General features: G+C 50.9%; 23 protein-coding genes. 8 read left to right on the plus strand and 15 right to left on the minus strand.

The genetic code is table 11. The features are described 5' to 3' along the window. Positions 1 to 44: 44 nt before the first annotated feature. The 3 genes from EVJ21_RS02935 to EVJ21_RS02945 form a co-directional block, all read right to left on the minus strand. Positions 45 to 3,494 carry a pyruvate carboxylase gene (locus tag EVJ21_RS02935; protein WP_131465354.1) on the minus strand — a complete coding sequence of 1,150 codons (3,450 nt, stop codon included), beginning with the start codon at positions 3,492 to 3,494 and terminating at the stop codon, positions 45 to 47. Between the two features lie 26 nt (positions 3,495 to 3,520). Then, entirely contained in the window at positions 3,521 to 4,756 is a 1,236-nt protein-coding gene (locus tag EVJ21_RS02940) for an FtsW/RodA/SpoVE family cell cycle protein (RefSeq protein ID WP_131465356.1), read from the minus strand. An 86-nt stretch (positions 4,757 to 4,842) separates the two neighbouring features. After that, positions 4,843 to 5,121: an Fpa/YlaN family protein gene (locus tag EVJ21_RS02945; protein ID WP_070327584.1), complete on the minus strand. Its 279-nt coding sequence runs from the start codon at positions 5,119 to 5,121 to the stop codon at positions 4,843 to 4,845. A 172-nt stretch (positions 5,122 to 5,293) separates the two neighbouring features. Here EVJ21_RS02945 and EVJ21_RS02950 point away from each other — a divergent pair, with 172 nt between their 5' ends. Both EVJ21_RS02950 and EVJ21_RS02955 read left to right on the plus strand, forming a co-directional pair. Next, a complete protein-coding gene (locus EVJ21_RS02950) occupies positions 5,294 to 5,761 on the plus strand; it encodes a hypothetical protein (protein ID WP_070327585.1) in 468 nt (155 codons plus the stop codon). Positions 5,762 to 5,908: 147 nt separating this feature from the next. Further along, positions 5,909 to 7,108 (plus strand): multidrug efflux MFS transporter, encoded by a 1,200-nt coding sequence (locus EVJ21_RS02955; protein WP_070327957.1) that lies wholly within the window; start codon positions 5,909 to 5,911, stop codon positions 7,106 to 7,108. A 361-nt stretch (positions 7,109 to 7,469) separates the two neighbouring features. Here the strand turns inward: EVJ21_RS02955 and EVJ21_RS02960 are convergent, their stop codons facing one another. Together EVJ21_RS02960 and EVJ21_RS02965 are read right to left on the minus strand one after the other, a co-directional pair. Then, positions 7,470 to 8,786 (minus strand): PhoH family protein, encoded by a 1,317-nt coding sequence (locus tag EVJ21_RS02960; RefSeq protein WP_016509526.1) that lies wholly within the window; start codon positions 8,784 to 8,786, stop codon positions 7,470 to 7,472. Positions 8,787 to 8,818: 32 nt separating this feature from the next. Next, positions 8,819 to 9,268, minus strand: coding sequence for a PNPOx family protein (locus EVJ21_RS02965; protein ID WP_070327586.1), 450 nt, complete (start codon positions 9,266 to 9,268; stop codon positions 8,819 to 8,821). A 113-nt stretch (positions 9,269 to 9,381) separates the two neighbouring features. Here EVJ21_RS02965 and EVJ21_RS02970 point away from each other — a divergent pair, with 113 nt between their 5' ends. Next, the gene (locus EVJ21_RS02970) at positions 9,382 to 9,582 is read left to right on the plus strand and encodes a YlaI family protein (RefSeq protein ID WP_083273976.1); all 201 of its coding nucleotides are present in this window, start codon (positions 9,382 to 9,384) and stop codon (positions 9,580 to 9,582) included. Between the two features lie 36 nt (positions 9,583 to 9,618). Here the strand turns inward: EVJ21_RS02970 and EVJ21_RS02975 are convergent, their stop codons facing one another. Then, on the minus strand, positions 9,619 to 9,969 hold the full coding sequence (locus tag EVJ21_RS02975; protein ID WP_236633741.1) for a YlaH-like family protein: 351 nt from the start codon (positions 9,967 to 9,969) through the stop codon (positions 9,619 to 9,621). An 84-nt stretch (positions 9,970 to 10,053) separates the two neighbouring features. Next, positions 10,054 to 11,898, minus strand: a complete 1,845-nt coding sequence (typA, locus tag EVJ21_RS02980) for a translational GTPase TypA (RefSeq protein WP_070327588.1) — start codon at positions 11,896 to 11,898, stop codon at positions 10,054 to 10,056. Between the two features lie 164 nt (positions 11,899 to 12,062). Here typA and EVJ21_RS15410 point away from each other — a divergent pair, with 164 nt between their 5' ends. Beyond that, positions 12,063 to 12,239, plus strand: a complete 177-nt coding sequence (locus EVJ21_RS15410; protein WP_167615659.1) for a DUF5325 family protein — start codon at positions 12,063 to 12,065, stop codon at positions 12,237 to 12,239. A gap of 35 nt (positions 12,240 to 12,274) precedes the next feature. On the opposite strand, the gene EVJ21_RS02985 is transcribed toward EVJ21_RS15410, so the two are convergent. The 3 genes from EVJ21_RS02985 to EVJ21_RS02995 all read right to left on the minus strand — a co-directional run bounded on the left by EVJ21_RS02985 (position 12,275) and on the right by EVJ21_RS02995 (position 14,309). Continuing rightward, the gene (locus tag EVJ21_RS02985) at positions 12,275 to 13,528 is read right to left on the minus strand and encodes an inositol monophosphatase family protein (protein ID WP_131489864.1); all 1,254 of its coding nucleotides are present in this window, start codon (positions 13,526 to 13,528) and stop codon (positions 12,275 to 12,277) included. Between the two features lie 78 nt (positions 13,529 to 13,606). Further along, a complete protein-coding gene (locus EVJ21_RS02990) occupies positions 13,607 to 13,795 on the minus strand; it encodes a hypothetical protein (RefSeq protein ID WP_015881266.1) in 189 nt (62 codons plus the stop codon). A gap of 247 nt (positions 13,796 to 14,042) precedes the next feature. Beyond that, positions 14,043 to 14,309, minus strand: coding sequence for a UPF0223 family protein (locus EVJ21_RS02995; protein ID WP_070327590.1), 267 nt, complete (start codon positions 14,307 to 14,309; stop codon positions 14,043 to 14,045). A gap of 184 nt (positions 14,310 to 14,493) precedes the next feature. On the opposite strand from EVJ21_RS02995, the gene EVJ21_RS03000 reads away from it, so the two are divergent. Beyond that, positions 14,494 to 15,975, plus strand: a complete 1,482-nt coding sequence (locus EVJ21_RS03000) for an aminotransferase class I/II-fold pyridoxal phosphate-dependent enzyme (RefSeq protein ID WP_070327591.1) — start codon at positions 14,494 to 14,496, stop codon at positions 15,973 to 15,975. Between the two features lie 105 nt (positions 15,976 to 16,080). Here the strand turns inward: EVJ21_RS03000 and EVJ21_RS03005 are convergent, their stop codons facing one another. Next, positions 16,081 to 16,401: a DUF3055 domain-containing protein gene (locus tag EVJ21_RS03005; protein ID WP_070327592.1), complete on the minus strand. Its 321-nt coding sequence runs from the start codon at positions 16,399 to 16,401 to the stop codon at positions 16,081 to 16,083. A 75-nt stretch (positions 16,402 to 16,476) separates the two neighbouring features. On the opposite strand from EVJ21_RS03005, the gene aac(6') reads away from it, so the two are divergent. Beyond that, positions 16,477 to 16,920 carry an aminoglycoside 6'-N-acetyltransferase gene (aac(6'), locus tag EVJ21_RS03010; protein ID WP_131489865.1) on the plus strand — a complete coding sequence of 148 codons (444 nt, stop codon included), beginning with the start codon at positions 16,477 to 16,479 and terminating at the stop codon, positions 16,918 to 16,920. A gap of 16 nt (positions 16,921 to 16,936) precedes the next feature. Here the strand turns inward: aac(6') and lpdA are convergent, their stop codons facing one another. From lpdA to pdhA, 4 genes are all read right to left on the minus strand, one after another. Further along, positions 16,937 to 18,349 carry a dihydrolipoyl dehydrogenase gene (gene lpdA, locus EVJ21_RS03015; RefSeq protein WP_070327594.1) on the minus strand — a complete coding sequence of 471 codons (1,413 nt, stop codon included), beginning with the start codon at positions 18,347 to 18,349 and terminating at the stop codon, positions 16,937 to 16,939. Between the two features lie 4 nt (positions 18,350 to 18,353). Then, entirely contained in the window at positions 18,354 to 19,646 is a 1,293-nt protein-coding gene (locus EVJ21_RS03020) for a dihydrolipoamide acetyltransferase family protein (RefSeq protein WP_070327595.1), read from the minus strand. A gap of 76 nt (positions 19,647 to 19,722) precedes the next feature. Next, on the minus strand, positions 19,723 to 20,700 hold the full coding sequence (locus tag EVJ21_RS03025; RefSeq protein ID WP_070327596.1) for an alpha-ketoacid dehydrogenase subunit beta: 978 nt from the start codon (positions 20,698 to 20,700) through the stop codon (positions 19,723 to 19,725). Positions 20,701 to 20,703: 3 nt separating this feature from the next. Then, the gene (pdhA, locus tag EVJ21_RS03030) at positions 20,704 to 21,789 is read right to left on the minus strand and encodes a pyruvate dehydrogenase (acetyl-transferring) E1 component subunit alpha (protein ID WP_070327597.1); all 1,086 of its coding nucleotides are present in this window, start codon (positions 21,787 to 21,789) and stop codon (positions 20,704 to 20,706) included. A gap of 332 nt (positions 21,790 to 22,121) precedes the next feature. Between pdhA and def the strand changes: the two genes are divergently transcribed. Beyond that, positions 22,122 to 22,661: a peptide deformylase gene (def, locus tag EVJ21_RS03035; RefSeq protein ID WP_131440389.1), complete on the plus strand. Its 540-nt coding sequence runs from the start codon at positions 22,122 to 22,124 to the stop codon at positions 22,659 to 22,661. Between the two features lies 1 nt (position 22,662). Next, entirely contained in the window at positions 22,663 to 24,288 is a 1,626-nt protein-coding gene (locus EVJ21_RS03040; RefSeq protein WP_131465608.1) for an alpha/beta hydrolase, read from the plus strand. The last annotated feature ends 124 nt before the right edge of the window (positions 24,289 to 24,412 follow it).

Genomic DNA, 24,412 nt, shown 5'->3' on the forward strand with positions numbered 1-24,412 from the left:
TCCCTATCTAAAAAAGAAGCATAGCTTGGCTATGCTTCTTTTGATTATACAAATTCAATCAACAAGTCGTCACTTTGGATTGTGTCGCCTTCTTTAATATGGATCGCTTTAATCTCACCGTCTTGTGCGGCTTGGATCGTCGTCTCCATCTTCATCGCCTCAGTGACGAGAAGTTGCTCCCCACGATGGACCCGGCTTCCTGGTTCGACGAGTACTTTCAAGACCGAACCAGGCATCGAGGCCCCGACTTGTTTCGAATTCGAGCGTTCCACTTTCGGTCGGCTCGTCGTCGCCGACTTCACGTTGACGTCTTTAATCTCGATTTCACGTGGTACGCCGTTCATCTCATACGAGACGAGGCGGATTCCGTCTTCGTTCGCAGCGCTCACTTGAACGAGCTTGATGATGAGCGTCTTCCCTGTCTCGATTTCGACTTGAATCGTCTCGCCGACGTTCAATCCATAGAAGAACGTCAACGTGTCAAGCACCGAGACGTCACCGTACGTGTTCGTATGGGTCACATAGTCCTCGAACACTTTCGGATAAAGCGCGTTCGCGAGCAGTTCAAAGTCCGTCACCGGACGTTCGAGCTTCTCAAATAACTTCGTTTGAGCCGCTTCAAAGTCGTACGGCTTGATCAGTTTACCCGGACGGACCTCGAGCGGCGCCTCACCTTTGAGAATCGCTTGTTGGACGTCTTTCGGGAACCCTCCTGGAGGTGACCCGAGCTCACCGCGCATCATCTCGACGACCGAGTCTGGGAAATCGAGTTGATTTCCTCGTTCGATGACGTCCTGTTCGCTCAAGTTATGTTGGACCATGAAGAGCGCCATGTCCCCTACGACTTTAGACGACGGGGTCACTTTGACGATATCGCCGAACAACATGTTGACGCGGGCGTACATCGACTTCACTTCACTCCAGCGGTCACCGAGACCGACCGCTTTCGCTTGTTGCTGCAAGTTCGAATACTGTCCGCCCGGCATCTCATGCTCATACACCGATGGATTCGATGCACGCATGTCACTTTCGAACGGTTCATAGTTATGACGCACGTCTTGCCAGTAGTCACTGATGACTTCGTAGTGCTTCGCATCGATCTTCGGCTGGCGTTCGTGATGGTCGAGTGCGTAAATCAAACTTCCACCTGAAGGCTGCGACGTCATACCCGACATCGAGCTCGCTGCGACGTCGACGATATCGACGCCCGCATCAGTCGCCCGTGCGTAAGTGAAGATCCCATTCCCCGAAGCGTCGTGCGTGTGCAAATGAATCGGCAAGTCGACGGCGTCTTTCAGTGCCGACACGAGCGCATACGCCGATTCAGGTTTTAAGAGGCCAGCCATATCTTTGATCGCAAGAATATGAGCTCCGCTCGCTTCGAGCTGCTTGGCGAGATCGACGTAGTACGGCAAGTGATACTTCGGACGGTTTCCGTCATACAAGTCACCGGTGTAACAGATTGCCGCTTCTGCGACTTTCCCTGTCGGCAGCGTCGCGTCGATCGCGAGTTTAATCGATTCAATGTTGTTCAAGCTGTCGAAGATTCGGAAGATGTCGACGCCGGCATAAGCTGCCTCGTGGACGAACTTCTCGATGACGTTGTCAGCATAGTTTTTATACCCGACGGCGTTGGCACCGCGAAGGAGCATTTGAATCAAGACGTTCGGCATTTTCTCACGAAGGCGCATGAGACGTACCCACGGGTCTTCCGAGAGGAAACGGTAGGCGACGTCAAACGTTGCCCCGCCCCACGCCTCGACCGAGAACAGTTCTGGCATGAGTTTACTCGTCGGCTCGGCGATATTCAAGATGTCTTGCGTCCGCATCCGTGTCGCGAGGAGCGACTGGTGGGCGTCTCGCATCGTCGTATCCGTCAAGAGCAGCTCTGGTTGACGTTTGATCCAGTCAGCCAAACCGTCTGGACCGAGTTCTGTCAGGATTTGTTTCGTCCCCGGCTTCGCTTCGGCCGGAAGGTTTTGCGGGATTCGGACCGAGCGGCTGATCGGCTTATCTTTCAAGCCGACACCCGGGAATCCGTTGACGGTGACGTCCCCGATATAGTTGAGGAGTTTCGTCCCTCGGTCTTTCCGTTTCGGGAAGACGAACAGTTCGGGTGTATCATCGATGAACGACGTACTATAGTCCCCGCTAATAAAGTTTTGGTGCTTCATGACGTTGATCAAAAACGGGATGTTCGTCTTGATGCCGCGAATCCGGAACTCGTTCAAGTTACGGACCATCTTCGCTGCCGCTTGTTCGAACGTCATCCCATGCGTCGACAGCTTGACGAGGAGCGAGTCGTAGTACGGCGAGATTTCAGACCCGACATAGGCGTTCCCGCCGTCGAGACGAACCCCAAAACCGCCTGGCGAACGATACGCCATGATTTTCCCTGTGTCCGGCATGAAGTTGTTAGCCGGGTCTTCCGACGTGACACGGGATTGGATCGCATAGCCGAGCAGTTTGATATCTTCTTGCTTCGGCATGTGAATCACGTCACCGTGAAGCGACTCGCCTTGGGCGATCATGAGCTGTGTTTGGACGATATCGAACCCAGTAACCATCTCAGTGATCGTATGTTCGACTTGGATCCGTGGGTTGACCTCGATGAAGTAGAACGACTCATCCTCAGTGACGAGGAACTCGACCGTCCCTGCGTTCACATAGCCGACGTGACGCATCACTTGAACCGCCGCGTCACAGATTGCTTGACGAGACGCCTCCGACAACGTCACACACGGTGCGACTTCGACGACTTTCTGGTGACGACGTTGAACCGAGCAGTCACGCTCAAACAAATGGATGATGTTCCCGTGATCATCCCCGAGAATTTGCACCTCGATATGCTTCGGACGTTCAACTAATTTTTCTATGTACACTTCGTCTGAGCCGAACGCTTGCTTCGCCTCTGACTTGGCACGTTCAATCAAATCTTTCATCTCAGCCTCGGTCCGGATGACGCGCATACCGCGTCCGCCGCCGCCCATTGAGGCTTTGACCATGAGCGGGAAACCATGCACGTTCGCAAAGTCGAGCGCGTCTTCGTACGAAGTCAATGGACCGTTCGAGCCTGGAATGACCGGTAGCCCGGCTGCGATCGCGTTTTGACGAGCCCGAACTTTATCTCCGAACGCGTGCAGGTGCGATTCGTCCGGTCCGACGAAGATGATGCCTTCTTCGCGGCAACGACGAGCTAGTTCAATGTTTTCCGATAAGAAACCGTACCCCGGGTGAATCGCGTCACTCCCCGATTGCTTCGCGATTCGAATGACGTCTTCGATGTCGAGATAGGCGTCGATCGGTTTCTTGTTGAGACCGATCAAATACGCTTCATCGGCTTTAAAACGATGTAACGATCCACTATCCTCTTGCGAATAGATGGCGACAGTACGCATTCCTAATTCTGAGGCTGCCCTAAATACACGAATGGCAATCTCTCCACGGTTGGCTACAAGCAATTTGCTAATTGATTTCAACCTAAATCCCCCCATTTTGGAAATCGTTTACATATACATCTTTACCTTACTACATGTAGTGATGCATTTTGAACGTTTTCTTCTGATTTTTCGCGAATTTCCGCGCGGCGTGTCGCCTCTCGGTGACGGTTACGCATCGAGATACTGCTGAGCACACCGAGAATTCCCATCGTCATGATCAGCGACGTGCCGCCGTAACTGACGAGTGGAAGCGTCACACCCGTACCCGGGAACCAGCCCGACATCGCCCCGATATTGATCCCGGTTTGGACCATGATTTGCGCGGCAATCCCGAACGAGACGAACATCGCAAAATGGCTGTCGGTATGGTTGGCGATATTTACTGCCCGGAACGCGATGAAAAAGAGCAACACCAAGACGACGAGGACGCCGATAAAGCCAAGTTCTTCGGCGATGATCGACATGATATAGTCCGTCTCCGGCTCCGGCAAATAGCCATACTTTTGATAACTATTCCCAAGTCCGACGCCGGTCAATCCCCCATGCACGATCGAGATGATCGACATGAGAAGTTGATGCCCGTAGCCTTCTGGGTCCATGAATGGATTGAAGACGACGTTAATCCGACTAACTTGGTTTTCTGTGAAAACAAACGTATACATAGCATAAACAAAACCAATTCCAGCAATAATCACCGGGATGATGATGCGAAGCGGGGCCCCGGCAGCTAACCACATCATGAACATAATTACCCCTAAGACGAACAATCCGCCATGGTCAGGCTGTCCATTTATGACGAAGGCATACGGGAAAAAGTAGAACAAACCCGGGATGATGAAGAAAGCCCCGATTTGGGCGCGTAGCTTTTTCCGTTCGATCGCCGCACGGCCGATTCGGCCCGGCCATCCTGTCAGTTCACGATTCCATAACTGATGGTAGTAGTTGGCGAGCAATAAAATTAACACAAACTTAGCGATCTCGATTGGTTGGATCGTGAAACCGCCGATAATGAGCCAAGCCCGGGCACCGTTCAGCGGAGGCATCGCCCAAGTGACAAACAGTAGAATGACCGAGAGCGCATACAGGCTTCGCAACACGTTCTTTTTGCGGAAGTTTTCATACCGGAACATCGTCGCGATCAAATAGACGACAATCCCGAACCCTGCATAGAACAGTTGCCGATAAAACAAGCCGCTGTTCGCGTAATCCCCACGATTCCAAACACTGGCGCTGTAAATCATGATCGAGCTGATCCCAACGAGCAAGAGCACCGCAATGAACAGTGAGAAATCAAAGTACCGAAACCGAGTTTTCATGTTTTCACTTCCTTATGTACAGCAATCCGCAACCCGTTATAAAAAAATACTCAAACAGCGCCGCCTGCACAGTTTGAGTATAAGGTTCATAATTCTGAAGCTTCCGCGAGCGCGGATAACTTTTGTTCCAATGAATCGATCAGTTGCTTGCCTTCGACATCTGAAATAAGTCCAAGCCGGACCGCAAAATCGATTTGGCGCGACAGACCGAACATATGTGTATCAAGTACCTCTTCATAAAGCGGGCACTTCGGCATTTTCAAGTTTTCTAATTGTACCTCAATCAAGCAACGGATTTTTTCAGCATCTGCTTCAAGCAAGTGAAGCGCCTGTTCCCGTTGGACTGCAGCCAAATTTGTCGCCACTACGACCCCTCCTCCGTACAATGACAGACTGTTTGTCATAACTCAACTGTACATTATATTTCATCATAATTCAATGAACAGTCTAGATTCAAAGCGTGTTTCTCGCAGTTTTCCTTTTTGCACGGAAGAGCTGTATAATATACATTGTATCGCTAGTTAAGGGGGAGTATCAATGATTTTTCCGTTAGATGGAGCGGTCCGTCACGCGCTGACGATTGACCCGACTGTATGGATTTTTGACGAACGTAAACGCAAAGTCGACGAACTCGACCAGGCCGTCGAGAATGATTCAGACGCCTACTATGCCAAAATGGGGAAGGCATGGGACGACGGATTGACACTAGGGACGCGCGTCGACCACAATAAGCCGATGTCGCGGGCCGATAAAGACGCCGCGCTTCGTGACTCGTTCGCGATGCCGTTCGCACCATTTCTCCAAAACGCCGAGCCGCTCAATACGGCGACGCATGTCAGCTTTTATGGGGAGACGGTATTGACGATCCCGCTCGCCGAAGTCGGTTCGATTTATCTTCAGTTTTCACAAGATGGAAAAGTGTTGGCTGACGGACCAGTCTATGCACTCTACAACAACCAAATCATTCGTCAAGTCGACCATATCGTCGTCCGAACGGATGGCTGATGGGAAGGCGCTCGCCGTCTCAGGCTGTTGACGAACGCGGTCGCTATCAGCGATCTCGTTCGTCTTTTTTTTGGACTTTTTACTTCACAAAGTGTAACATGTGTGATATCGAAATATACTCTATGCAGAAAGGTCGTGACGCTTACGATACCTTTATGGAAAAAGAACTTGATCATCGTTTGGATCGGCAGCTTCTTGACGGCCGCCTCGATGAGCCTCGTCTTGCCGTTCCTGCCCTTATTTATCGAAGAGCTCGGCGTGACCAACCCTGACCACGTCGTCACCTGGTCCGCCGTCGCTTTCGGCGCCACTTTCCTCGTGGCCGCCATTGTCTCCCCGCTTTGGGGCCGACTCGCTGACCAGAAAGGGCGCAAGCTCATGTTGATTCGGGCGAGCCTCGGAATGGCCGTCGTCATGTTCTTGATCGGCTTCGTGCAAGACGTTTATCAACTCGTCGGTTTACGACTCATCATGGGTGCTGTCTCCGGATTCATCTCGGCCGGCATCACTCTCGTCATCTCACAGACACCAAAAGAGAAAAGCGGCTGGGCGCTCGGCACGTTGTCGACCGGTGGTATCACCGGCGGACTCCTCGGTCCATTGATCGGTGGACTGCTCGCAGATTGGATTGGGCTTCGACCCGTTTTTCTCTTTACCGGTAGCGCACTCTTCGTCACGTTTTTAATCACACTCCTGTTCGTGAAAGAAGATTTCGTCCCGGTGGCGCGCGAGCGACTTGATTCGACAAAGTCGATCATCGCCTCGCTCCGTCATCCCCAACTCATCTTCAGCTTGTTTTTAACGACGTTTTTAATTCAGTTTTCAACGCAGTCAATCGGGCCACTGTTGACACTGTACGTCCGCGAACTGAACCCGTACACGACTTCCCTTGCATTCATCGCGGGAATCGTCGCTTCAGCGCCGGGGGTGGCCGCCCTCCTGTCCGCACAACATCTCGGGCGGCTGTCAGACCGCCACGGGCCGGAACGGATTTTGTTTTGGGCGCTCATCATTTATACCGCGTTCTTGATTCCTCAGGCGTTCGTGACGTCGACGACACAGCTCGTCATGTTGCGTTTCGGCCTTGGTTTCGCGACCGCGGCACTCATGCCGTCTGTGCAGTCACTGCTAAGGAAACATACACCGAGTCACGCGACCGGACGCATTTTTTCTTACAATCAGTCGGCCCAGTTCATGGGCAACCTGCTCGGACCGTTGTTCGGATCCCAAATCGTCGCCCACTTCGGATTCTCTGCGCTCTTCATCGTGACCGGTTTGATCATGTTGACGAACGCGTTTCTTGAGAAAGCGAACGTGCAAGTTTTGCTCCACCCAAACACAAAATAGACGTCGAACTCATGCTCGGCGTCTCAGGCTGTTAACGAACCAGGTCGCTAATAGCGATCTGGTTCGTCTTTTTTATGTCCGAAGACCTCGAAGTGAACTGCCCGACATAAATCGGGCTTTTTCTTTCGACTGTCGGGGCCTCAGAAAAAGACAAATGGTCGCCAGATGGCGACCGTTTGCGTTGCTCGTCCGATGGCGCCCCGACTCTTGCAGGACAGCAATCCGATGGAGACCCAGCAGCGACGCAAGTCGCGATGCGGCTCCGGGATTGCCTGCAGTAAGCGTGGGCGCCGGAAGACGAGCAATATCGTTCATGTTGGTCAACAAGCTGAGACGTCGAGCTTACGCTCGGCGTCTATTTCTATAGCAAATCGGCCGCCAACCGGGCGAGCGACGAGCGTTCGCCTTTGATGAGTTGGACGTGACCGAATACGTTTTGCCCTTTGAACCGCTCGACGGCGTACGAGAGCCCGTTCGAATATTCATCTAAATACGGATGATCGATCTGATACGGATCGCCGACGAGAACAATCTTCGAATTCTCCCCGACCCGGGTCAAAATCGTCTTGATCTCGTGCTTCGTCAAGTTCTGCGCTTCATCGATGATGATGAACTGATCCGGCATACTTCGCCCCCGAATATATGTGAGCGCCTCGAGCTGAATCGATTTGATGCCGGCGAGGATATTTCCGAGCTCGTCTTTCGAGTTGGCATTAAACAAGAATTCAAGATTGTCATAGATCGGCTGCATCCACGGACGAAGCTTATCTTCCATCTCACCCGGCAAGTATCCGATGTCGTTGCCCATCGGCACGACCGGACGCGCCACGACGAGCTTGTTGAAGCGACGTTCGTCCTCGACGAGGGCAAGTCCCGCCGCGAGTGCGAGGAGCGTCTTCCCGGTCCCGGCTTTCCCGAGGAGCGTCACGAACGGAATATCGTCGCGAAGTAGTAAATCGAGCGCCATTCGTTGTTGGACGTTCCGCGGATGAATGCCCCAGACGTGCTCGGCGTCGAGCGATAACGGTCGAACGATCGGTTGTAACGGATCGACGACCGCGAGTGCGCTCGCTTTCGAAACGTTACTCTTTAAGATGACAAATGAGTTCGGGTACAGTTGGTTTTTTGAAAAAGCCGACGTCGGTAGCTGGCGAACTTGATAGAATTCATCAATTATCGCCTGATCGACCTCAATCTCGCGATAGCCGGCGTACAAATTCGTCGTGTCGACGATATGGTCTGTCAAATAATCTTCGGCTTCGATGCCGATCGCATCCGCTTTGACACGGACCAGTATATCTTTTGAGACGACCACGACTTTCCGGTTGTGATCATGCTCATACTGTTTCATCAAACCGAGTGCGACCGTCAAAATCCGGTTGTCATTCGTCATGACGTCGAACGGGAAGTCGACTGTATGTTCATGACCGATCTCAACGAAGAGATGGCCGCCATTCTCGAGCGGCACCCCGTCATGAAGTTTGCCGGTCGATCGGAGCTGGTCAAGCACACGCGCCGTTTCTCGGGCGTTACGGCCAAGCTCGTCCATGTTTCGTTTTTTTCCATCGAGTTCTTCTAGGACGATGGCCGGGATGACGACGTCATGCTCATCGAATTGAAAGAGTGAGAGTGGGTCGTGTAGAAGTACGTTCGTATCGAGCACATACGTTTTTTTCATAAGCTTTGCCGCCCCTCGAAAATTGTTGGTGATCAAGAGTTCAAGCTTTCCTTCACTTCTCGGTCCAATTTTTCCGCTGCTTCGATATCGTACGTCTTGACGATGTCCGGTTGCCCGAACGTCGCCCCGTAAAAGGAGATGTTGCGGACTTCTTCGACCGAACCTTTAAAAAAACGCAGGTGCAGTCCCGGTTTTACAGCCGGTTCAAATTCATGGACGTGCGAGAGCGTCACACTGTAAGCGAGACCGTCCTCTAAAAAGATGAGCCCCGCCGTCTTTTCGCTTGTCAAAAGCGTGATGAGATGCGAGTTTTTTGTCAGGGCAAATCGGACTGTCTGTTGATCGGTCGCCTGCACCCAACTGATGGCGTGGGTGATCGGCCACCGCTTCGCTTCATCAAACGCGACGAGAAACGTCAACGGCATCTCGTTTAACGTTTCTTGTTGCGCCCGGGAAAGTTCGAACGTTGCTTTACTCGCCATGCACTCCCCTCCTTCTTAAACGGGTATATGAAATGGATTCGCCCTTAATGACTTCTTTCCCTGCTTTTCTATCTGGAAATCATGCTATAATCAACGAAGAGGAAGGTGAGACCATGCGCGTAAAGTGCTCTCTTTGTGATAAAGTCGATACGATTGATTCGTGGTCGTTCGAAGCGAAACGACTTCGCAATAAACCTGCTAAAACGTACATGTGCCAAGAATGTCATGCACGCATTACGGAACGAACGGCTGAGCGTGCGGCAACAGGCCAATTCCACCTATATCCATCGTTTCGCCAAAAGCGAAGATGGTAACAAAAATGGACGTCCCTTTAACGGGACGTCCATTTTTTAGGTTGGTTCATTGACTTGGTCTTGACGGCGGTTCCACCAGAGCCGGCCCCGATAAATGGCTAGGACGACCGCCATGACGAGCAATACTTCCGGGATTGGCCACGTGAAGAAGACGAGCGCCATCGTCCCCGCTCCGAGCGCGAGAATGATGTAGACGATGAGCGCCTTCCACCACGCGAGTTGTTTGGCAAAACCTAATTTAAAGACGAGCAACGTCAATAAGATGACCGTGATGATCAAGGCGTTAAAGCCGACCGAAAAGTCGTTCGCGTCACTGCCGACACCTAATAGCGAGGCGATCCACGGAACGTCGATTTGGGTAATGTCCATCGTTTGAGAAGCTTTCAAGGCAAATAATCCCCCTTTGTTTCCTACACGTCTATTCTACACGAATCAAAATAAAAGGGAACGCCTCGGCGCTCCCTTTTCTACTTATTCTTTACCAAGTTTACGACGCTTGTCAGCTTTTTCACGTTCGTTCTTGTTCAAGACCTTTTTACGGAGTCGAATCGAGAGCGGTGTGATTTCGCAGTACTCGTCATCGTTCAAGAACGTAAGCGACTCTTCAAGCGAGAAGACGCGCGGACGTTTCAAGACTTGTGTCGAGTCTTTCGATGATGCACGCATGTTCGTCAACTGTTTCCCTTTGACGGCGTTGATCGCGAGATCGACGTCACGGTTACATTCACCGATGATCATACCTTCGTATACATCTGTACCTGGTTCGATGAAGATCGTCCCACGGTCTTCGAGTGCACCGATTGAGTAAGCCGTTGACTTACCAGCTTCGATACAAACCATGACACCGCTACGGCGACCGCCGATATCAGCAGGAATGAACGGACGATACTCTTCGAACGTATGGTTCAAGATTCCGTATCCGCGTGTCGCCGACAAGAACTCGTTACGATATCCGATGAGACCACGTGAAGGAACGATAAATTCCATACGAGTTTGACCGTTATCGTTCGTGTTCATGTTCGCGAGTTCACCTTTACGGAGACCGATCGATTCCATGACTGAACCTGTGTACTCTTCCGGTACGTCGATGATGACGCGCTCGAAAGGCTCAATTTTCGTACCGTCTTCAGCTGTACGGATGATAACTTGTGGTTTCGAAACTTGGATCTCGTACCCTTCGCGACGCATGTTCTCGATCAAGATACCGAGGTGAAGTTCACCACGTCCTGATACGACCCATTGGTCAGGCGAGTCTGTGTTTTCGACACGGAGCGAAACGTCCGTCTCAAGTTGTTTCATCAAACGCTCTTCGATTTTACGTGCTGTCACGAAATCGCCTTCGCGTCCTGCAAATGGAGAGTTGTTCGTCATGAAACGCATTTGAAGCGTTGGCTCATCGATGCGAAGAAGCGTAAGCGGCTCTTCTTTACCGACCGGTGTGACCGTTTCACCGACGTTGATGTCTTCCATCCCGGCGATGGCGATCAAGTCACCAGCTTTAGCTTCTTCGATTTCAACACGTTTGAGTCCGAAGTAACCGAATAGCTTCGTGACGCGAAGTTGTTTGATCGATCCGTCCGTTTTGCAAAGTGAGACTTGGTCTCCGACTTTGATTTTCCCACGGAAGACGCGACCGACTCCGATACGACCGAGGTAGTTATCATAGTCGAGCATCGTGACTTGGAACTGAAGCGGCTCATCCGAGTTGTCGATTGGTGCCGGTGTGTTCTCAAGAATCGTATCGAGTACGTGCGTGATTGTATCTTCTTGCTTCTCAGGATCAGGATCGAACGAACTTGAACCGCTGACTGCAGACGTATAGACGACAGGGAATTCAAGTTGATCTTCATCTGCTCCGAGATCGATCAATAAGTCTACGACTTCATCGACGACGTCGAGCGGACGGACCATCGCTTTGTCGATTTTGTTGACGACAACGATCGGGCGAAGTCCTTGGTCAAGTGCTTTCTTCAATACGAAGCGTGTTTGTGGCATACAGCCTTCACGTGCATCGACAACAAGAATAACGCCGTCAACCATACGCATGATCCGCTCAACTTCACCACCGAAGTCGGCGTGTCCTGGCGTATCTACGATGTTGATGCGAGTATCTTTATAATCGATTGCCGTGTTTTTAGCGAGGATTGTGATCCCGCGCTCACGTTCGATATCGTTCGAGTCCATGGCGCGCTCTGCTACCATTTCGTTTGTCCGGAAAGTACCAGACTGTTTCAATAGTTCATCGACTAACGTTGTTTTACCATGGTCAACGTGGGCGATGATGGCTACGTTACGGAGGTTAGTTCTTAAATTCATGTAGTTATTCCTCTCTTATTTGAAAAGTTTCAACTTTGTATTCAACTTAAAGAGTATAGCACAGGTGCTACCACCTTTGTCACGTTATATAGTCTGTTACCGTTTCCAATTGCGCTGATTTTGCTTACAATGAGATAGAGCCAAGAAAAAAAGGGGGAATTTCGATGCAACTCATGTTCGTCTTGATCGCAATCGCCGTCGTCGCCGGTTTTGTCGGTATCGGCATCGGTGTCGCCGAAGCGAGTACCGCCATCATCGTTGGCAGTCTCGCGTTGAGCGCGGTCGCTACATTCTTCGGCATCAACTTGCGCCGCCGTGTCCTAGCAGACCGACGCCCATAACGAACAGGCCCGAGGCGAGCGCCTTGGGCCTTGTTTTATAATTCTCGCGTCAAACAGATGCGGTCTCGCAACACGAGTCCGTCTTCTTCGATCGCCTCGTAGCCATGGTTCGGAAAATAATCGCGTTCGACCGAAGCAAAACGGAATCCGGCTTGTTGATAGAAGCGCAACTGGACGATGCTTGAGTTGCCCGTGCAGACGAGCAGTTCGCTCGCACTTCCGCTAGCCGCCCGACGGATGGCGTCTTGGAGCATCCGTTGCCCGATCGTCTGGTTTTGACGGTCAGGTTTGACAGCGATGTTGACGAGTTCGACCGATTCCGCACTGCGACGGACAAGCATATACGCCCCGACGAGTTCACCGCCGAGTAAAGCCTCAAATGTCGTGCCCTGTGCGTATTGCGCTTGCACCATCGCCTCGTTCGGATTCGCCAAGACGAGCAAATCGCGCACGCGATCGTACGTTTTGTTCGGTTCAATCACAAGGTCTGGCCTCACTTCAGGCGCCACGTTTTTGGCGATGACGTAATGCTTGATGACGTCCTTGACGAACGTCTCGCTCCCGCCGAGGACCGATGTCTTCCCTTTATAGCTGACGGGTTCACCGTATAAGGAGACGACGCGTCCCCCGACTTCTTCGACGAGAAGTTTTCCGGCCGCGTAATCCCACGGCATATTGCGCATCGTGATATAGCCGTCGACCCGTCCGGCCGCAACCCAAGCCAGTTCGAGTGAGGCGGCCCCGTGCGCTCGTGTCCCGACAGAGTCGCGGACGATCGGTGCCAACACTTCCGGCGCAATCTGTTGGTTCGGGGTCACCCACGTCGCATTCATACTCAAAAATGCGTCACGGACGTGATGTTCATGAAGCTGCGGCAACTTCCGTCCGTTGAGCGTCGCCCCATAACCACGTCGTGCCACGAACAGCTCGTCAGCCATCACATCATAGACAAATCCATACTCGACGACCTCATCGACCATAATCGCGATCGAGATGGCGAACATCCGCTTTTGATGAATAAAATTGAGCGTCCCGTCGATCGGATCGACAAACCAAACCGTCCCTGTCAACTTGTCAGGCTGTGTCGAGATGCCTTCTTCTCCGACGATCTGATGCTCCGGATATGCCGCTCGGATGCGGTCGACGATCAGTTGTTCGACCGCTCGATCGATTTCAGTGACCAAGTCCCCTTTGCCCGTCTTCCGCTCGATCCGATAACTTTCATCAATTTGAAGGCGGATATATTCCCCTGCTTGTTTGATTAGATCAATCGCAAACCATTCCAACATATTTATCACCTCTCTATGTATTATAGCAAACAAAAACCAGTATTCGCGTGGAATACTGGTTGAATGAGCGGTTGTGGGTCAGGCTTCGAGACGCAAAAGTTCTTGGCGGTATTTCTCTAACCGATGCTTGCTAGCCTGGACAGTGGCATCGTCTTGTGACGCCATTGCATCGAAGAGTGTTGCCAATTCATAATCAATCTCTAGGCGCAGCACCGGAATCCGTTTTTCTGCGTCTTTTCTTTTGAATGCCTCAATCACTTGTTTCATGAGATGCCACACTCCTTTTGTTGGGCTACAAGTTACGGTTTAGTAAGTTGAATTGAGTATATCAGATGAGATTCAAAAAAGAAAGAGAATTGTCTGACTATTTTGAATTTTTTATCTTAGTGGATATATTCCCACTTCAACCGGTCCTAAACCTTAAATAACCGTTAGTGATATGTACCCTATTTCTTAAGGTATTAACTAAAAAAAGCAGCAACCGACAGATTCGTCGGTTCCTGCAATTCATTTGTTACAACCTGATAATCTTAGTATTTGATTTCAAGGCCGCTTGGACCGTACGATAGGTAGAGTATCCGGTCTGCTCATCGTGGACAGCGCTCAGTTGCTTCTCTTCTGATTTTGATGTCACGATTTGTTTGAACGACCGATACGTTGCTAAAAATTCTTCCCGATCGACGCCGCCTTCGTTGGCGAGTGCGACTTGATTATAGAACTCGACGACTTCGATCAGTTCTTCCGTCGTCCAGTCCGGATTGATTGGATAGTTGATTTGCATATTCTTCACCTCGACAACCATTGTATCAACAAAAAAAACTATTGCAAGTTGACTTGGAAATCTCTATAGTTTTTTTGTTGCATCGTTTTTCTGCATAGCAGACCAATCATTCACCGGGTAAAGAAACTTAGTATACGTAAACGACCGATCCCATACAAACGCTGATTTCAAGGAGGGCTTACTATTGAAAATTAAAGGGTCTACACAGCTCGACACGCCGCTATTTGAGACGTTGCTCAAACACGTCAATACAAATCCGATTGCGTTCCATATTCCCGGTCATAAAGGCGGAAAAGGAATGGATCCCGAATTTCGTGACTTCATCGGCGAAAATGCTTTAAAAATCGATTTGATCAACATCGCTCCACTTGATGACTTGCATCATCCGAAAGCTTCGATTGCTGAAGCCGAGCGTCTCGCTGCTGAAGCGTTCCGTGCTGATGAGACATTTTTCTCGGTCCAAGGTACATCGAGCGCCATCATGGCAATGATCATGGGCGTCGTCGGGCCGAACGAAAAAATTATCGTCCCGCGTAACGTGCATAAATCCGTAATGTCAGCGCTCGTCTTGACCGGAGCCCATCCTGTATTCATTCATCCTGAATATGATGAGACGTACGGGATCGCCCACGGCATCACGGCAAGCGCTGTCGAGCGCGCGCTCGAGCTGCATCCTGACACGAAAGCCGTCCTCGTCATCAACCCGACGTACTTCGGTGTCGCTGGTGACCTCGAACGCATCGTCGCCGTTGCTCACGCTCAGGACGTCCCTGTACTCGTTGACGAAGCGCACGGTGTCCACTTGCCATTCCACGACGAGCTCCCTCTGTCGGCGATGCAAGCGGGCGCAGACGTCGCTGCGACGAGCGTGCATAAGCTCGGTGGCTCGATGACAGGTAGCTCGATTTTGAACGTACGCCGCGGTCTTGTCTCTCCAGAGCGGATCCACGCGATGCTCTCGATGATTACGACGACGTCGACGTCCTACCTACTTCTCGCCTCGCTCGACGCAGCCCGGCGCCAATTGGCGACAAAAGGTGAGGCCATGAACGAACGCGCCCTCACGCTCTCACGAATGGCACGCGTCGCCATCAACAACATGCCGCATTTATCGGTCTACGGCCACTCTGAGCTCCATTCTGAGTCGACGTACGCCTTAGATGAGACGAAAGTACTCGTATCGGTTCGTGAGCTTGGAATTACCGGATTTGAAATCGAGAAATATTTGCGCGAACATCACCGCATCGAAGTCGAGATGTCCGATTTGTTGAACGTCCTCTTCATCGTGACGAGTGCCGACGATGAGTCGACGATTCAAGCACTTATCGATGCGATGCACGATGTCGTATCGGTGTATAAGCAGTCTGGGAACGATTCTTTATCGATCATGCTCCCCGAGATCCCACCACTCGCGCTCAGCCCACGAGACGCGTTCTACGAAGAGACGGAAACGATTCCCCTCGAGAACGCTGTCGGACGAATTTCGGCTGAGTTCATCATGGTGTATCCACCAGGGATTCCTATCATCATTCCTGGAGAATTGATCACGGCATCGACACTCGAATACATCACGGCCAATATCGAAGCTGGTTTACCGGTTCAAGGTCTTGAAGACGAGTCGCTTCAAATGATTAAAGTCATCCAACAAACGAAAGCAATCCGCTAAACGAAAGCGAGCCGGTCAAATTGACCGGCTCGCTTTGTGTCATCAGAAGAAAAGATGCTTATGATGATCGAATTGCTTCCCCTACTACCCATTATAAGAAAACGCTTACATTTTTTCAAGAGGTGATTCTGAAGTTTTTTCATCTTTCGTCCCTTCCTCGAGACAAAGACGCAAAAATTCAGCAACATGATCGGTGTCATACAGATTGATTCCGAGCATCGGATAAAGCTGTCTCGGTTCTTCGAGCGCATGCATATCGAGAAGGGCTGACTGTCCGGTCTGCATGCAGACGACGAGTACTTTCCCCATGAACTGGTGCGTATAGACAAATCCGAAATCATAACGAGACGTCTCGGTTTCGATGCCGGTAAACCGAACGCGGCTCGTCTCGGAAACGGTATATAATAGCTCCTCATCAAACGCCATGATCATTCCCTCCTTTCTGACTTCATATGTTATTTTCCTTTATACTGAACTTGTGAAACCTAGGGAGGATGACTCATGAACATTCGAAAAGCAAGCGCGCGCGACGAAGCCGCACTATTGACGCTCATGCAAGCGCTCTGGCCCGACGCCCCGTTGATCGAGTTGACGGCCGAGCTTCGTCTCGGATTGCGTTCCGGCAAGATGCATTATTTTTTGGCGACCGACAACACGGCAGTCGGGTTTTGCCAGCTCAGTTTCAGACATGACTATGTTCCCGGCGCCGTCTCTTCTCCAACTGCGTTCTTAGAAGGGATATACGTTGACGAATCCGTACGCGGGCAGGATGTGGCGACCCGGCTCGTCGAAGCTGCCGCATCATACGCTCGGTCGAAAGGCTGTGACGAACTCGCTTCAGATACGGAGCTTGACAATGAGGGGAGCCAACGTTTTCATGCTCGAATCGATTTCGATGAAGTCGAACGAACCGTCCACTACATCAAAAAACTCTCCCGCGAGTAGCGAGAGAGTTTTTGTATTACTTAACGACGTGGATTGGCATACCCATTGCGATTTCTGCCGCTTCCATTGCCATCTCACCGAGTGATGGGTGAGCGTGGATTGTGAGCGCGATATCTTCAGCTGTCATGCCTGCTTCGATGGCGAGACCAAGCTCGGCAATCATATCAGAAGCGCCTGTACCCGCGATTTGAGCACCGATCAAAAGACCGTCCTCTTTACGCGTGATGAGCTTCATGAAGCCGTCTGGCTCGTCGAGAGCGAGGGCACGACCGTTCGCTGCGAATGGGAATTTCGATACTGTGAAATCGAGTCCTTCTTCTTTAGCGAGCGGTTCTGTGTAACCAACTGTCGCAAGTTCAGGGTCAGTGAAGACGACCGCTGGGATTGCTGAGTAGTCGAGGTAAGCCGGCTTACCTGCAGCTGCCTCCGCTGCAACTTTTGCTTCGTAAGAAGCTTTGTGTGCGAGCGGTGGTCCTGGTACGATGTCGCCGATTGCAAAAATGTTTTCGTTCGACGTCTTGCACTGGTCGTCGATCTCGATGATGCCGCGGTCGCTGATTTTAACTTCAGCATTCTCGAGGCCGATGTCGCCAGTGTTCGGACGGCGTCCGACTGTGACGAGGACGTAGTCCGCTTCAACAGTCTGTTCTTCGCCGTTCACTTCAAACTTCACGATAACGCCGTCTTCCGTTTCCTCGACGCCTTTTGCAAGAGCGTTCGTGTGGATCGTGACGTTGCCTTTTTGTTTGAGTTTCTTTTTGACGATTTGCGTCATTTGTGGCTCGAAGCCAGACAAGATGTCGCTTGCGCCTTCAACGACTACGACTTCAGTATCGAAGTTCGCATACGCTGTCCCAAGTTCCATTCCGATGTAGCCGCCACCGATGACGACGAGCTTTTTCGGAACTTCTGGAAGAGCCAATGCGCCAGTTGAAGAAAGAACGCGTTTTGACCATTTGAACGATGGGATCTCGATTGGTGTCGAACCAGTCGCGATGATCGCTTTCTTGAACTTGTAAGGAGTTGAGCTATCTTCTGTGATGACACGAACTGTGTCTTCAGCTGCGAAGAACGCTTCACCTTGAACGATCTCGATCTTGTTGCCTTTCAAAAGACCTTTGACGCCGCCAGTCAATTTGTTGACGACCGACTGTTTCCAGTCTTGGACTTTCGTGAAGTCAACTGACACGTTGTCAGATGTGATTCCCATTGACGAGTGACCTTTAGCGTGCTGGAAGTTGTGCCCAGCCGTGATCAACGCTTTTGATGGGATACAACCGACGTTCAAGCAGACACCGCCAAAGTTGCCTTTTTCAACGATTGTAACTTTGAGTCCGAGTTGTGCGCCGCGGATTGCTGCGACGTATCCACCAGGACCTGCGCCGATGACAAGTAAATCAGTTTCTTGTGCGAATTCTCCTACTACCATGTTATTATCCCTCCATCATTAGAAGTGCTGGATCTTGAAGCAAGCGTTTGACCATGTTGAGCGCGTTTTGAGCAGTCGCACCATCGATGAGACGGTGGTCAAAGCTGAATGAAAGTGCGAGCACTGGTGCTGCGACAATCTCTCCGTCTTTGACGACAGCTTTTTCAGCAATGCGGCCGATACCGAGAATTGCAACTTCCGGGTGGTTGATGACAGGTGTGAACCATTGTCCACCAGCTGAACCGATGTTCGTGATTGTGATCGATCCGCCTTTCATGTCGTCCCCAGCAAGTTTGCCTTCACGGGCTTTGCCAGCAAGCTCATTGATGTTGTTTGCAAGTGCGTAGACTGATTTACGGTCCGCATCTTTGACGACAGGAACGACGAGGCCGTTATCCGTATCAGCTGCGATACCGATGTTGTAGTAGTTTTTGTAGACGATTTCTTCGTTTACATCGTCGATTGACGCGTTGATTGTTGGGTAAGCTTTCGCTGCCGCTGTCAATGCTTTGACGACGAATGGCAAGTACGTGAGTTTCACGCCTTGGTCAGCCGCGACTTGTTTGAACTCTTTACGGAGTGCGACAAGTTTCGTGACATCGACTTCGTCCATGAGTGTTACGTGCGGAGCCGTATGTTTCGAGTTGACCATCGCTTTCGAGATCGCTTTACGGATACCACGGATTTTCTCGCGCGTTTCGAGTTCAGGTGTAGCTGACTCGTAAGGCTTGATTTCCGTCTTCGCAGCCGAGGCCGTCGCTACAGATTCTGTTTTCTCTGTTGTAGCTTCCGCTGTCGGTGCTTCACCGTTTGCGAACGCGTCGATGTCTTCTTTAAGAACGCGACCGTTGTCGCCAGTTCCTTTGACTTCACGGATGTCGACGCCTTTTTCACGAGCGTACTTGCGAATCGAAGGCATGGCGATAACACGCTCAGACTTGTGAAGTTGAACTTCACGTGGACCGTCTTCTTTCACGTCTTCTTGAATCTCTTCTGTCTTCTCTTCAGCTTTTGGCTGTTCAGGAGCTGCCTCTTCTTCACCGGCTGGTGCGTCACCTTCGATATCGAACGTGATGAGGACGTCGCCGACGATGGCAACTGTTCCTTCAGAGACTTTAACTTCCTTGACTGTTCCGTCGACCGGAGCAGGAATCTCAACGACGGCTTTGTCGTTTTGAACTTCGAGGAGGATGTCATCCTCTTTCACTGTATCCCCTGCTTTGACGAACCACTTGACGATCTCACCTTCGTGAATTCCTTCACCGATGTCTGGTAATTTAAATTCAAATACTGCCACTGGTTTTTCCTCCTATCGAATAATCATGTAAACACGACAAGGGAGACAATTCTCCCTTATCGTTAAATGAACACGATCAGAAGTTGATAACTTCTTTAACTTTTGCAACGACATCTTTATGGTCAGGTAACCATGCATCTTCACCTTGTGCGAAAGCGAAGACCGTGTCTGGTGCAGTTACACGAAGCACTGGTGCTTCGAGGTGAAGAATCGCGCGTTCTTGAATTTCAGTTACGACGTTCGCCGCAATCCCTGCTTGACGCTGTGCCTCTTGAACGACGATCGCGCGGCCAGTCTTTTTAACTGACTCGACGATTGTGTCGATATCAAGCGGGCTGATTGTCATGAGGTCGATTACTTCGACGTTGATGTTTTCTTTTTCGAGTTCTTCAGCTGCTTTGAGTGAAGTATGAACCATCGCACCGTATGTGATGATCGAAACGTCAGTACCTTCGCGTTTCACGTCTGCTTTTCCAAGCTCGATCGTGTAGTCGCCTTCTGGTACTTCGCCACGGAACGAACGGTAAAGTTTCATGTGCTCGAGGAATACGACTGGGTCGTTGTCACGGATTGACGCGATCAAAAGACCTTTTGCATCATACGGTGTTGACGGGATGACGACTTTAAGACCAGGTGTCTGAGCCATCAATCCTTCAAGGCTGTCCGCATGAAGTTCTGGTGTTTTAACGCCGCCACCGAAAGGTGAACGGATTGTAACCGGCTGGCTGTAAGCGCCGCCTGAACGGTAACGCATACGTGCCATTTGGGCAGCAACTGAGTCAAACACTTCGAATACGAATCCGAAGAATTGAACTTCCATGATTGGACGGAAGCCTGTGAGTGCAAGACCGATCGCGAGACCGCCGATACCAGACTCAGCGAGTGGCGTATCGAAGACGCGGTCTTCGCCTAACTCGTCTTGGAGACCTTCCGTTGCACGGAAGACCCCACCGTTTTTACCAACGTCTTCTCCGAAAAGAAGTACTTTCTCGTCGCGCTTCATTTCAACGCGCATCGCATCAGTAATCGCTTGGATCATTGTCATTTGAGCCATAACTTACTTCGACTCCTTTGCTGTATATTCTTCAAGCTGCTCTTTCAAGTTTGAAGGGAGTGTTTCGAACATGTTGTTGATGAAGTCCGAAACTTTTTGTTTTGGTTCTTTGTCCGCGAGGCTGATCGCTTCTTTCACGTCTGCTTTCGCTTGTTCGATCACTTCGTTCTCCATGTCTTCGCTCCAAAGCTTTTTGCCTTCGAGGAAAAGACGGAAACGTACGAGTGGATCTTTTTCTTGGTACTCTGAATCGAGTTCTTTCGTACGGTAACGTGTTGGGTCATCCCCAGCGAGCGTATGTGGTCCGTAACGGTATGTGAGTGCTTCGATGAGCGTCGGTGTCCCATCAAGTGCGTCTTTACGCGCTTGTTGTGTTGCGGCGAAGACAGCAAGTACGTCCATACCGTCAACTTGGATTCCGTTGATGCCCGCTGCTACAGCTTTTTGCGCGATCGTTTTAGCTGCCGTCTGCTTCTCAACAGGTGTCGAGATTGCGAAGCGGTTGTTTTGAACGACGAAGATAGCTGGTGATTTGAATGCACCTGCGAAGTTCATACCTTCGTAGAAGTCACCTTGTGACGATCCGCCGTCACCCGTGTAAGTAATGGCGACGTTCGTGTTGCCGTTGCGTTTGAGACCCATGGCCACACCCGCTGTTTGAATGATTTGTGCACCGATAATGATTTGTGGCATTAAGACGTTAACGTCTTCTGGGATGCGGTTTCCTGCCACGTGACCACGTGAGAACAAGAACGCTTGATAAAGCGGAAGTCCGTGGAATACGAGTTGCGGGATATCGCGGTAACCCGGAAGAATCCAGTCTTGCTTGTCGAGCGCGTATTGCGTCCCGATCATCGTTGCTTCTTGCCCTGCCACTGGCGCGTAGAAACCTAGGCGTCCTTGACGGTTAAGCGAGATGGCACGCTGATCCCAAATTCGAGTATAGACCATGCGGCGCATAAGCTCCTGAAGTTGCTCGTCCGTTACATCTGGCATTGCGTCTTGGTTGACGACCTCGCCCTTCTCGTCGAGAATACGGAACGTTTGGAAGTTTTCTTCCACGTTTTGAAGTACCTGAACGTTGTTCATTCGTTTCACCTCATCCTTTCAACTATGAGACAATTGTCTTTTTTTGTGATCAAACACTACCTCAAATCTTAAGTGTATCTGTCCAAAAAAGCAATCTGTATTAACGTGATTCAGGAAAGTATGACTTCTCCTGCCGTTTCCTTGTCAGTATAAAACGGGTTGTTACAATAACGCAAAAAATATGCTCACTCCATAAAAACGCTTACATGAACACATTTTTCGAATGTTTTACGCTCTGTATCATTTTCATTTCACCTTCTGTACCATCTGAGCGATTCGCTCATTAAATATGATATAATTGGACATATCGCAATTGGAAAGGAAGTTTACCCATGTTAACAATGAAAGACGTGATTCGTGAAGGAGATGAGCGGCTCCGTAACCGTTCAAGTGAAGTCTCGCTTCCACCTACGGCAGAAGACCTCGCCCTGCTCGACGAGATGGAAACGTTCCTCGTCAACAGCCAAGACCCTGAGATCAGTGAGAAATATGAGCTTCGCGGCGGTGTCGGAATTGCTGCACCACAACTCGGTGTCAATCGCCGGTTCTTCACCGTCCTACTAAAAGAGGAAGAAGAGACGTTCAAGCTGTCGATCTTCAATCCGAAAATCACGAGTCACTCGCTCGAACAGACGTATTTGAACGGCGGTGAAGGCTGCTTATCTGTCGATCGCATCGTCAAAGGCAACGTACCCCGTCACCGTCGCATCACCCTCGAAGGATTTGACCGTGACGGCAATCCGATCAAGTTACGTCTTCGCGGGATGCGAGCCATCGTCTGCCAACACGAACTCGACCACTTGGACGGCGTCCTGTTTTATGACCGCATTAATACGACCAATCCGCTAGAAACATACGGTGAACCGATCTGAGGTGACGAGCGTGAAAAAAAAGACACTGTTGTTCCTATTCCCATTCTTGTTTCTTTTAATCGGTGGATGCGTCCGGATCGAATATGACGCCACCGTCCACTACGATCAGTCTGTCACGCTCGAGACGACGTATGCGTTCCGCGATCACCCGGTCATGAAGCTATTAAACTTACGGCTCGACTGGGAAACGTGGAAACAACAAGCGAACGATAACGGCTATGCGACTCGAGACTATTCGAGCGAAGACGATTACGAAGGTATGGTGTTAAAGAAGACGTTCAAAAACGTCGATGAGCTGCAAAACATTAAACAGGAATGGAAGACCGGACCGGCCGGTGTCCTCGTTCCCCCCGACGTGGAATTTGACGTTCAAAAGGAAGACGGCATTTGGTTCGATTCATACGTATTGAAGACGAACTTGGATTTACGTCTCGATCGCGTCGACTTGCCTGGTGTCAACTTGAGCGGTTCCCCGAAAGAACTCGCCGAGCGTTACATCCGCCAAGCCGACATCCGTTTCAATTTGACGGTACCGACCGGTGTGTTCGTCGAGGACGGGACCGGCCTTGACCCTCGTTCGATGAAACAAGTCGAGTGGCAAGTGTACGGCGGACGCCAAAACAATATGATGCTTGTCGCGCACGTACCGAACGTCAAAGCGTGGATCATCACGATCGTCGTTGCCCTCATTGCTAGTGTGACTGCTTTCTTCGTTTGGCGGAGATCTCGGAAAAATGTCGGAAACCCCGACCGGACATCAATCCGTTCGCGCGTGCTCGGTATGTTGATCATCCTGTTAGCGTTAGCCATCATTATCGTGACCGTACGTGAAGAACTGACGAACGATCGAAAAGTCGAAGCCATCCGTCAAGCCGCTCAAACCGATGAGTTCATCCCGACGTTCGCCGTCCACGGCCTGCTCGGGACCGACCGGACGTTCCTCCGCTTCTCCCAATACATGGAGCAGCGCGGACTTGCCAAAGACGGTGCGCTTTGTACGGTGACAGCGAAAGGAGCGGTCGACTGCGTCATCAATGATTACAGTTCGAACCGACCGATCGTCCGGATTGAATATGAGGATGCTGAAGCGTCCTTGAACAACCAGACGAAATGGTTGAACCTCGCCATCGAAGAGTACAAAGCGGAACGAAACCGTTCGTTCGACCGCATGTATGTAATTGGTCACAGTATGGGCGGTGTCGCCGCAGCCAACTACATTTTGAACCAAGACGAGTATATCGTCGATAAGCTCGTTACGTTTGATAGCCCGTTCGCCGGGACGCGCCTCGCCAACTTCGGTTTATCCGCCAGCAACTTCGGTGTGAACACGGGCAGTCCGGCCATCCGCGACTTGTCGCCGAGTTCTGATGGGCTCAAGTCGTTCCAGGCCAAGCTTGAAACGTGGCCCCGCTCCGTCCAAGTGTATTCGTTCTCAGGACGAGGCGGCGAGTTCAACTTGATCGAACCGTCGAGCTCGCTCTTGCTCGAGGAATACACGAACAATATCGGTACCGAGACCGTCCCATACGATCACTTCTCACTTCATCGAAAGACGGACGTGCTCCGTGAGACGGGCGAGTTCTTATACGAGTATTCAAATGAGTTCAATCCAGTCGAAACGCAATAAAACAAGCCCGCCCTCTGATGAGGACGGACTTAGGCTGTTGACGAACCAATTCGCTTTTCGCGAATTGGTTCGTCTTTTTTATGTTCGATGACCTCGAGTCACTCTGCCCGGCACAAGATTGAAA

Origin of the sequence: Exiguobacterium sp. SH0S2 (genome assembly GCF_004337185.1) — a bacterium.
In the GTDB taxonomy this organism is placed as follows: domain Bacteria; phylum Bacillota; class Bacilli; order Exiguobacteriales; family Exiguobacteriaceae; genus Exiguobacterium; species Exiguobacterium aurantiacum_A.

Excerpts from the sequence above, each read along its gene's own strand:
- EVJ21_RS02935 (WP_131465354.1), bottom strand. The coding sequence starts at position 3,494 with ATGGGGGGATTTAGGTTGAAATCAATTAGCAAATTGCTTGTAGCCAAC.
- EVJ21_RS02940 (WP_131465356.1), bottom strand. The coding sequence starts at position 4,756 with ATGAAAACTCGGTTTCGGTACTTTGATTTCTCACTGTTCATTGCGGTG.
- EVJ21_RS02950 (WP_070327585.1), top strand. The coding sequence starts at position 5,294 with ATGATTTTTCCGTTAGATGGAGCGGTCCGTCACGCGCTGACGATTGAC.
- EVJ21_RS02960 (WP_016509526.1), bottom strand. The coding sequence starts at position 8,786 with ATGAAAAAAACGTATGTGCTCGATACGAACGTACTTCTACACGACCCA.
- EVJ21_RS02965 (WP_070327586.1), bottom strand. The coding sequence starts at position 9,268 with ATGGCGAGTAAAGCAACGTTCGAACTTTCCCGGGCGCAACAAGAAACG.
- EVJ21_RS02970 (WP_083273976.1), top strand. The coding sequence starts at position 9,382 with ATGCGCGTAAAGTGCTCTCTTTGTGATAAAGTCGATACGATTGATTCG.
- typA (WP_070327588.1), bottom strand. The coding sequence starts at position 11,898 with ATGAATTTAAGAACTAACCTCCGTAACGTAGCCATCATCGCCCACGTT.
- EVJ21_RS15410 (WP_167615659.1), top strand. The coding sequence starts at position 12,063 with ATGCAACTCATGTTCGTCTTGATCGCAATCGCCGTCGTCGCCGGTTTT.
- EVJ21_RS02985 (WP_131489864.1), bottom strand. The coding sequence starts at position 13,528 with ATGTTGGAATGGTTTGCGATTGATCTAATCAAACAAGCAGGGGAATAT.
- EVJ21_RS02990 (WP_015881266.1), bottom strand. The coding sequence starts at position 13,795 with ATGAAACAAGTGATTGAGGCATTCAAAAGAAAAGACGCAGAAAAACGG.
- EVJ21_RS02995 (WP_070327590.1), bottom strand. The coding sequence starts at position 14,309 with ATGCAAATCAACTATCCAATCAATCCGGACTGGACGACGGAAGAACTG.
- EVJ21_RS03005 (WP_070327592.1), bottom strand. The coding sequence starts at position 16,401 with ATGGCGTTTGATGAGGAGCTATTATATACCGTTTCCGAGACGAGCCGC.
- lpdA (WP_070327594.1), bottom strand. The coding sequence starts at position 18,349 with ATGGTAGTAGGAGAATTCGCACAAGAAACTGATTTACTTGTCATCGGC.
- EVJ21_RS03025 (WP_070327596.1), bottom strand. The coding sequence starts at position 20,700 with ATGGCTCAAATGACAATGATCCAAGCGATTACTGATGCGATGCGCGTT.
- pdhA (WP_070327597.1), bottom strand. The coding sequence starts at position 21,789 with ATGAACAACGTTCAGGTACTTCAAAACGTGGAAGAAAACTTCCAAACG.
- def (WP_131440389.1), top strand. The coding sequence starts at position 22,122 with ATGTTAACAATGAAAGACGTGATTCGTGAAGGAGATGAGCGGCTCCGT.